Origin of the sequence: Oryzibacter oryziterrae (genome assembly GCF_021864535.1) — a bacterium.
Taxonomy (GTDB): Bacteria; Pseudomonadota; Alphaproteobacteria; order Rhizobiales; family Pleomorphomonadaceae; genus Pleomorphomonas; species Pleomorphomonas oryziterrae.
Genome location: NZ_JAKJIC010000041.1, coordinates 1 through 7,282, shown reverse-complemented (window position 1 = coordinate 7,282; position 7,282 = coordinate 1). Strand labels below are relative to the sequence as shown.

Annotated in this window: 6 protein-coding genes; 3 read left to right on the top strand and 3 right to left on the bottom strand. The window is 63.0% G+C overall.

Features of this window, described 5'->3' with window-relative positions; translation table 11 throughout:
* Positions 1-203, top strand: a 203-nt coding sequence (locus L2I41_RS21325; protein ID WP_237155645.1) for a hypothetical protein, incomplete at its 5' end; no start/stop codon positions are given.
* Between the two features lie 495 nt (positions 204-698).
* On the opposite strand, the gene L2I41_RS21320 is transcribed toward L2I41_RS21325, so the two are convergent.
* The 3 genes from L2I41_RS21320 to araC all read right to left on the bottom strand — a co-directional run bounded on the left by L2I41_RS21320 (position 699) and on the right by araC (position 4,275).
* On the bottom strand, positions 699-1,739 hold the full coding sequence (locus tag L2I41_RS21320) for a UDP-glucose--hexose-1-phosphate uridylyltransferase (RefSeq protein ID WP_237155644.1): 1,041 nt from the start codon (positions 1,737-1,739) through the stop codon (positions 699-701).
* Positions 1,740-1,910: 171 nt separating this feature from the next.
* Positions 1,911-3,068 carry a galactokinase gene (locus L2I41_RS21315; protein WP_237155643.1) on the bottom strand — a complete coding sequence of 386 codons (1,158 nt, stop codon included), beginning with the start codon at positions 3,066-3,068 and terminating at the stop codon, positions 1,911-1,913.
* Between the two features lie 253 nt (positions 3,069-3,321).
* The gene (araC, locus tag L2I41_RS21310; protein WP_237155642.1) at positions 3,322-4,275 is read right to left on the bottom strand and encodes an arabinose operon transcriptional regulator AraC; all 954 of its coding nucleotides are present in this window, start codon (positions 4,273-4,275) and stop codon (positions 3,322-3,324) included.
* A gap of 545 nt (positions 4,276-4,820) precedes the next feature.
* On the opposite strand from araC, the gene L2I41_RS21305 reads away from it, so the two are divergent.
* Both L2I41_RS21305 and araD read left to right on the top strand, forming a co-directional pair.
* Entirely contained in the window at positions 4,821-6,455 is a 1,635-nt protein-coding gene (locus L2I41_RS21305; RefSeq protein ID WP_237155641.1) for a ribulokinase, read from the top strand.
* 71 nt (positions 6,456-6,526) lie between these two features.
* The gene (gene araD / locus L2I41_RS21300; protein WP_237155640.1) at positions 6,527-7,222 is read left to right on the top strand and encodes an L-ribulose-5-phosphate 4-epimerase AraD; all 696 of its coding nucleotides are present in this window, start codon (positions 6,527-6,529) and stop codon (positions 7,220-7,222) included.
* Positions 7,223-7,282 lie beyond the last annotated feature (60 nt).

The following is a 7,282-nucleotide window of genomic DNA, read 5'->3' as shown; positions in this document are numbered from 1 at the left end:
GAACGACCTCCCGAACTGATCGGGCATGCGGCACAGACCTCCATCCGGCCACGCATCCCCGTAATTTTCTCGTCCCATTTGCCGTCCAGGTTGACGGCATTTCCGCATTCAAGATGAATAAATCACCTGCCAGACCGGCGGCGAAACTCCATCCCCTAACCCCCATTCCTGCCTACAAAATTGTAACAGGACAGAATAAATAGCACCAAGAAGACATGGATAAAGCATTCACGCCAGCGCAATGCGCAGCATGCATGATCATCCAGAACGAACTGATACAGGTTCTAAAGGAAAACCCCGGAATAATGTCCGATCATTCAAATCCTCCCGGCACGGATCATTTGATCCGCCATTTTTATTACCCGAATGGTCATTTGATCGCCTTCGGGTCTAGCAGACTGTCATTTTTTACACGACTACCTGCCGATTTATTTAGACTGAGGATAGCTGCGCTTTGATGATCCGCACAGGGTCATTTTAGCTTTTTACATGGACGATTCTGCTATCGGACTAGATCGTCGGACTGTCGAAAGCTCCCGCGATGCGCGCAACGGCGAGAGGGGGAAAATGTCCCCTCAGGACAATCCGGTAACATGAAATTAGTTCGATCCCACTGAAACGTTTCACGCAACCACGGAATAAATAAGGGCGGCGCCCTTCGGACCCCGCCCTTTTCCAAATACCAGTGACGCAAGGACTCAACGGTCGAGATAATGCACCGTCGGCAGATCGCGGAGCCGCTGGGCGGCAGTCTCGGCGGTGAGATCGCGCTGCGGCGAGCCGAGCATTTCAAAACCGACCATGAACTTCTTCACCGTCGCCGACCGCAGGAGCGGCGGGTAGAAATGGGCGTGCAGCTGCCATTCCTCATGGGCCGTTCCGTCCGTCGGTCGCTGATGGAAGCCCATGGAGTAAGGGAAGGACGTCTCGAACAGATTGTCGTAGCGGATGTTGATGTTGGAGACAGCATCCGCGAGCCCTGCCCGCTCGGCGGCAGTCAACTGGTCCATGCCGGTGACATGACGCTTGGGCAGCACCATGGTCTCGAAGGGCCAGACGGCCCAATAGGGCACCAGCACGACGAAATGGTCGTTCTGGTGCACGATACGCTCGCCGAGGGCGAGCTCCTTCTCCACATAGTCGACCAGCAGCGGGCGCCCCTTGGCCTGGAAATAGGCGAGCTGGCGCTCGGTTTCCTTGGCCGTCTCGTTGGGCATGTGGCGGCTCGACCAGATCTGGCCGTGCGGATGGGGCTGCGAGCAGCCCATGACCTCGCCGCGATTCTCGAAGATCAGAACCGAGCCGATGTCGGGCATGGCGCCGAGCTCGACATATTGCTCGACCCAGCAGTCAACGATGGGGACGATCTCTTCAATGCTCATGCGCGCAAGCGTGAGATCGTGGCGCGGCGAGTAGCACATGACGCGGCAGCGGCCGGACTCGCCCTCGGCGATCATCAGGCCATCGTCGTCGCGATAGTCGGACGGCGCATCGGGCGTCAGGGCCGCGAAGTCGTTGTCGAAGACGAAGGTGTATTTGTAATCGGGGTTGCGCTCGCCGTTCATGCGCAGATTGCCGGCACAGAGATTGCACTTGGGATCGTGGCGGACGCTGTGGGGAGCGGCGGCCTTTTCGACCTGGCCCTGCCAGGGGCGCTTGCCGCGATGGGGCGACACCAGCACCCACTCGCCGGTCAACGGGTTGAAGCGACGGTGCGGATGGTCGGCAAAGGCGTTCATGGCTTGGTACTCCCGATTTCAGAGCCAGACCCGAAACGCTCCGGGGCCGGGCATCCGGCTTCGATTTCTGCGCGTCCGAAGCGCACGAACGTCACGTCCGCTCCGCTTCGGGTCTCAAAACCATCTGCCGCCGCCCGGCGAGTTTCGAGACAGGCTCTCAGGTCGCGGTGATCAGGCAGACAGGGCGCTGACGCCCTCGCGCGGCGAGCAGGCGAAGATGACGGTGTCGAGGCCGGTGGCCTCCTTGTAGGCAACCTTGACGGCGGCCATGAAGGCCTCGGCGGCGCCCGCTTCCACCAGGCTGACCGTGCAGCCACCGAAGCCGCCGCCGGTCATGCGCGAGCCGAACACACCCGGCAGTTTCCAGGCGATCTCGGCAAGCTTGTCCACCTCGTCGCAGGTGATCTCGTAGTCGTCGCGCATGGAGACGTGGCTGGCGTTCATCAGCGCGCCGCACCGGGCGAGATCGCCGGCCTCAAGGGCGGCAGCAGCTTCGACGACACGATCGTTCTCGGTGACGATGTGGCGGCAGCGACGATAGGTGACGTCGTCGAGCAGCGCCTTGTGCTGTTCAAGCTGATCGGGAGAAACGTCGCGCAAGGCCTTGATATCACCGAGAACCGGGCGCAACAGGCGAACGCCTTCCTCGCAGGAGGCACGGCGCTTGTTGTACTCGCCGCTGGCCAGTTCGTGGTGCACCATGGAGTTGGCGACGACAACGACGGCGCGCGGGTCGATCGGCACGGAGCGCTTCTCGAGGCTGCGGCAATCGATCATCAGCGCATGGTCGTGCTCGCCGTTGCAGGAGATGAACTGGTCCATGATGCCGCAGCGCATGCCGACATATTCATTCTCGGCCTTCTGGCAGAGCTTGGCCAGTTCCACCCGGTCGATGGGCAGGCCGGCGAGCGCCAGCAGGCTGTAGCCGATCGACACTTCGAGAGCGGCGGACGACGACAGGCCGGAACCGAGCGGCACCGAGGAGACGATCAGGATATCGGCACCGGTGAGGCGCTTGCCGGCACGCTCCAGCATGACGGCGACGCCGAAGACATAGTCGGTCCAGTCCTTGCGGGGCGCAGGATTGGGCGAATCGAGGTCGAACTCGACGGTCTCGTTGCGGCTGACGGAGTGGACGCGCAGGATGCGATCGGCGCGCGCGGCGGCGGCGGCGCGGGTCTCGTATTCCAGGGCGGCCGGCATGATGAAGCCGTCGTTGTAGTCGGTATGCTCACCGATGAGATTGACGCGGCCAGGGGCGCGGAACAACTGCGGCTGGCGACCGAAGCGCGCCTTGAACCCGGCTTCAAGCTCTTCGATTGTGAACATGAGTACCCCCTGGCGTGAGCAGGCCCGACGATCCAGCCTTGCCCGACGAAGCTTCAGATGCGTGGGTTCCGCCTTGCGCAATTCGAACACAGAACCCGTCTGCGCTCTTATAGACACGTGTTAGTGACGGAGCAAGCTGGAGGAAAATGCGAATTTTGCGATCGAGGCTTGATTTGATCGAGATGACGGCCGTCAAGTCTGGCGGCCTCTCCGTCTTTGAAAAAAGCGACCGCCCCTGACCTGCAGCCCTCCCCTATTCCATGGCCCGCCCGTGCTCGGCACGGAAGGCCTTGGGGCTGCAGCCGATGTAGCGGCGGAAGACGCGGCTGAAATAGAGCGGATCCTCGAAGCCGACCTGGGCGGCGATCTGCTTGACCGGGCTCGGGCTCACCAGCAGAAGGTGACAAGCAAACTGGATCACCTGCTCTTCCCGCCAGCGCAGGATCGAGCGGCCGAGCGTCTGGGTGAAGAGATGGGCGAGGCGCGAGGGCGACAGGCAAACTTCCTGCGCGATTTCGGCGACGGTAAGCGGGCGGTGCAGGTTGTCGGTGACGAACTTGCAGGCCATCAGGAGGCGCGGGTCGAAATGGCCGGGCGGTGCCGTGGCGCGGTCCTTCTTGGCACAGAGCAGGATCACGCGCTCGAGGATGTTCATGGCGAGCTCCATGGACAGGAGATCGCGGTTGACGGACCAGGCGGTCACCTCGTCGAAGCTCCGCTCCAGATCGGCGAACAGCGTGTCGTCATCGCAGCGCATGAAGAAGGAATCGCCGCGCTGCTGCTGCCAGTTCAGCCAGACGCCCCAATAGGCGCGGGGCTGAAAATAGATCCAGCGGTGCCACCAGTCCTCGGCGCCGGGCGCAAGGCCGTAATCGTGGACAGCGCCGGGCGGCAGCAGGACGAGATCGCCGGGACGAACCACGAAGCGGTTGGTGCCATCGAAGACTTCGCCGGCGCCCTTGATCGTCAGGTTGATGATCCACCCGCGCATGCCATCCGGACGAGTGATGCGGAAGTCGAGCGGACCATTGCGCTCGATGGGGGTGATGCCCGCGACCAGATTGGTATCAAAGCGGAATCCGGGAAACAGCGGCGCAACATCCGGGTCAGGCGACGGTGCGACATCGCCGTGCTGCAGCAATGAGAGACGCCGGATGACACTCTCGACCTGAGCCGGAGTGGAGGTCTGGATAGCAGTATCGTCCATGTAAAAAGCTGGATCCGCCACTTGGGAAATCGTTGGGATGGACTATAATCCCGGCCATCAAAATGAGCAATAACAGCGACTTGACACGCCGTCGCTCCATGGGAGGAATAAGCGGAAACCAGCGGTTTCCTGCCTATTCCAAGAGGTCCGGGACCAGGATACCAGCATCGCGTGCGGCGGCCACCCCGCTGGCGCGAAAGGTTGGATAGCGGATAACCCGTAACGGCCAAATGAGCGATGGACGGAGACGCTGGCGTCCATGCCCTTCAGAAACCTGAGGATGGCATGGGGGCAGCGGCTGGGGCTGAAACCCAAGGGAAACCATCCTGGTGGTAAAGGCTCCGATCAGGACGCAGACCTAGAGCGCTTTCCGATCAGGTGGAATCACCGGATCGACAACAAATCGCTCCAGGTTCAATGGTTTGAGCAGCCGCTTTTCGATCAGCCTGGTTCAACCTGATCGGCGGGTGCTCTAGACAACAACAAGGATACCTCCAGTCCCGCGGAGACAACAAGCGGGCGGAGACTCCATCGGGAGGTTGGGTATGGCAAATCCTGGCAACAAGCATGTGATCGGCCTCGACTTCGGTTCGGACAGTGTCCGCGCCGTGCTGTTCCGCGTGGCGGACGGCGGCGAGATCGCCAAGGGTGTCGTGAACTATCCGCGCTGGGCGCGGGGCGAATATTGCGTGCCGGCCAAGCAGCAGTATCGTCAGCATCCGCTCGATCATGCCGAGGCCATGGAACAGGCCGTGAAGGCGATCTTCGCCCAGGTGCCGGAACTGGCCGCGACCGTTGTCGGCATCGGCGTCGACACCACCGGCTCCTCGCCGCTGCCGCTCGGCAAGAATGGCGAGCCGCTGGCCTTCGACCCCGAGTTCAAGGACAATCCGGACGCGCTCTGCATCCTGTGGAAGGACCACACCGCCGTCGCGGAAGCCGAGGAAATCAACCGCCTCTGCCATTCGGGCGCCATCGCCGACTATACCAAGTATGTGGGCGGCATCTATTCGTCGGAATGGTTCTGGGCCAAGATCCTGCACATCTACCGTTCGAGCCCGGCAGTCGCCAAGGCGGCGGCCAACTGGATCGAGATGTGCGACTGGATTCCGGCGCTGCTCGCTGGCAACACCGACATCGACAAGCTGGTGCGCGGTCGCTGCGCCGCTGGCCACAAGGCCCTGTGGCATCCGGAATGGGATGGCGTGCCGGGCAAGGAGTTCCTCGAGAAGCTCGATCCGGTTCTCCTCAACCTCCCCTACCCGCTGTTCAAGGATCCGGTCCCGTCCGACCGGGTGGCCGGGCGCCTCTCCGCCGCATGGGCGGAGAAGCTCGGCCTGCAGGCCGGCATCGCCATCGCCGTCGGTGCCTTCGACTGCCACATGGGCGCCGTGGGTGCGGGCATCGAGCCCTATGATCTCGCTCGCGTCATGGGCACGTCGACCTGCGACATCCTGATCGCGCCGCCGGAAGAAGTGGGCAGCACGCTGGTGGCCGGCATCTGCGGCCAGGTTCCCGACAGCGTTCTGGCTGGCCAGACCGGCTTCGAGGCGGGCCAGTCGTCCTTCGGCGACGTGTTTGCCTGGTTCAAGCGTCTGCTCACCTGGGGCGACGACAACGAGGAGCGTGGCAACACCATTCTCGCCCGACTGGAGAAGGCTGCTGCCGATCTGCCTCCGGGCGGAACCGGCGAGCTGGCGCTCGACTGGTTCAACGGCCGCCGTACGCCGGATGCCGATCAGCGCCTGCGCTCGGCCATCGCCGGCCTGCATCTGGGTTCGGATGCTCCGGCTGTCTACCGGGCGCTGGTGGAATCGGTGGCCTATGGCTCGCGGTCGATCGTTGACCGCTTTGAAAGCCAGGGTATCCCGGTGAAGCGCATCGTGGCGCTCGGCGGCATTCCTCAGAAGTCGCCGCTGGTGGTGCAGGTTTGCGCCGACGTGCTCGATCGCCCGATCGCGGTGGTGGCATCGACCGAATGCTGCGCCCGTGGCGCGGCGGTGTTCGCGGCCGCGGCGGCTGGCGAGTATCAGTCGGCCGAGGCTGCCAAGCTTGCCATGAAGAGCGGCATCCTCACCGAGTACAAGCCCGATCCGAAGGCGGCCGCCGCCTACAAGGAACTGTTCGAGCGCCGTCAGAAGCTTGCGGCCTTCGCCGAAGCGGACGCCCATCGCGCCTGATCCCCGATATCCCAAGCCCGGCCGGGTACCTCCCAAGACCGGTCGGGCGCCCCCTTTTTCGAGGACCAACCATGCGTTTGAAAGAACTTCGCGAACAGGTTTGCGAGGCCAATCTGGAATTGGACCGTCGCAAGATCGTGGTGCACACCTGGGGCAACGTGTCGGGCATCGACCGTGAGCAGGGCGTCATCGTCATCAAGCCGTCGGGCGTGTCCTATGACAAGCTGACGCCGGACAAGATGGTGATCGTCGGCCTCAACGGCCAGGTGGTCGAGGGCGACCTCAACCCCTCCACCGACACCAAGACGCACCTGGTGCTCTATCGCGCCTTCGCCAACATCGGCGGTGTGACGCATACGCACTCGGCCCATGCGGTGGCCTGGGCGCAGGCCCGGCGCGAGATCCCCTGCTTCGGCACGACGCACGCGGACTATTGCAATGGCCCGGTGCCGCTGACCGAGCCGCTGTCGCCCGATGAAGTGACGCGCGACTATGAGGCGGAAACCGGCGAAGCCATCGTCCGCCGCATCGGCAAGGGCAATCCGCTGGCGACGCCCATGGTGCTGGTGGCCGGCCACGGCCCGTTCACCTGGGGCAAGACGGCCGCCGATTCCGTGCTGAACGCGGTGTTCCTCGAGGAAATCGCCCGCATCGCCACGGCGACCATCACCATTGCGCCGCACGCCGGCCCGGTTGAGGACTATGTGCTGAACTATCACTATCAGCGCAAGCATGGTCCGGGCGCCTGGTACGGCCAGAAGAAATAACCAGTTGCAGCTATCCGGCGGCCCGCGGGGCCGCCCAAGACTTGAAAGATGGAGTGAGTA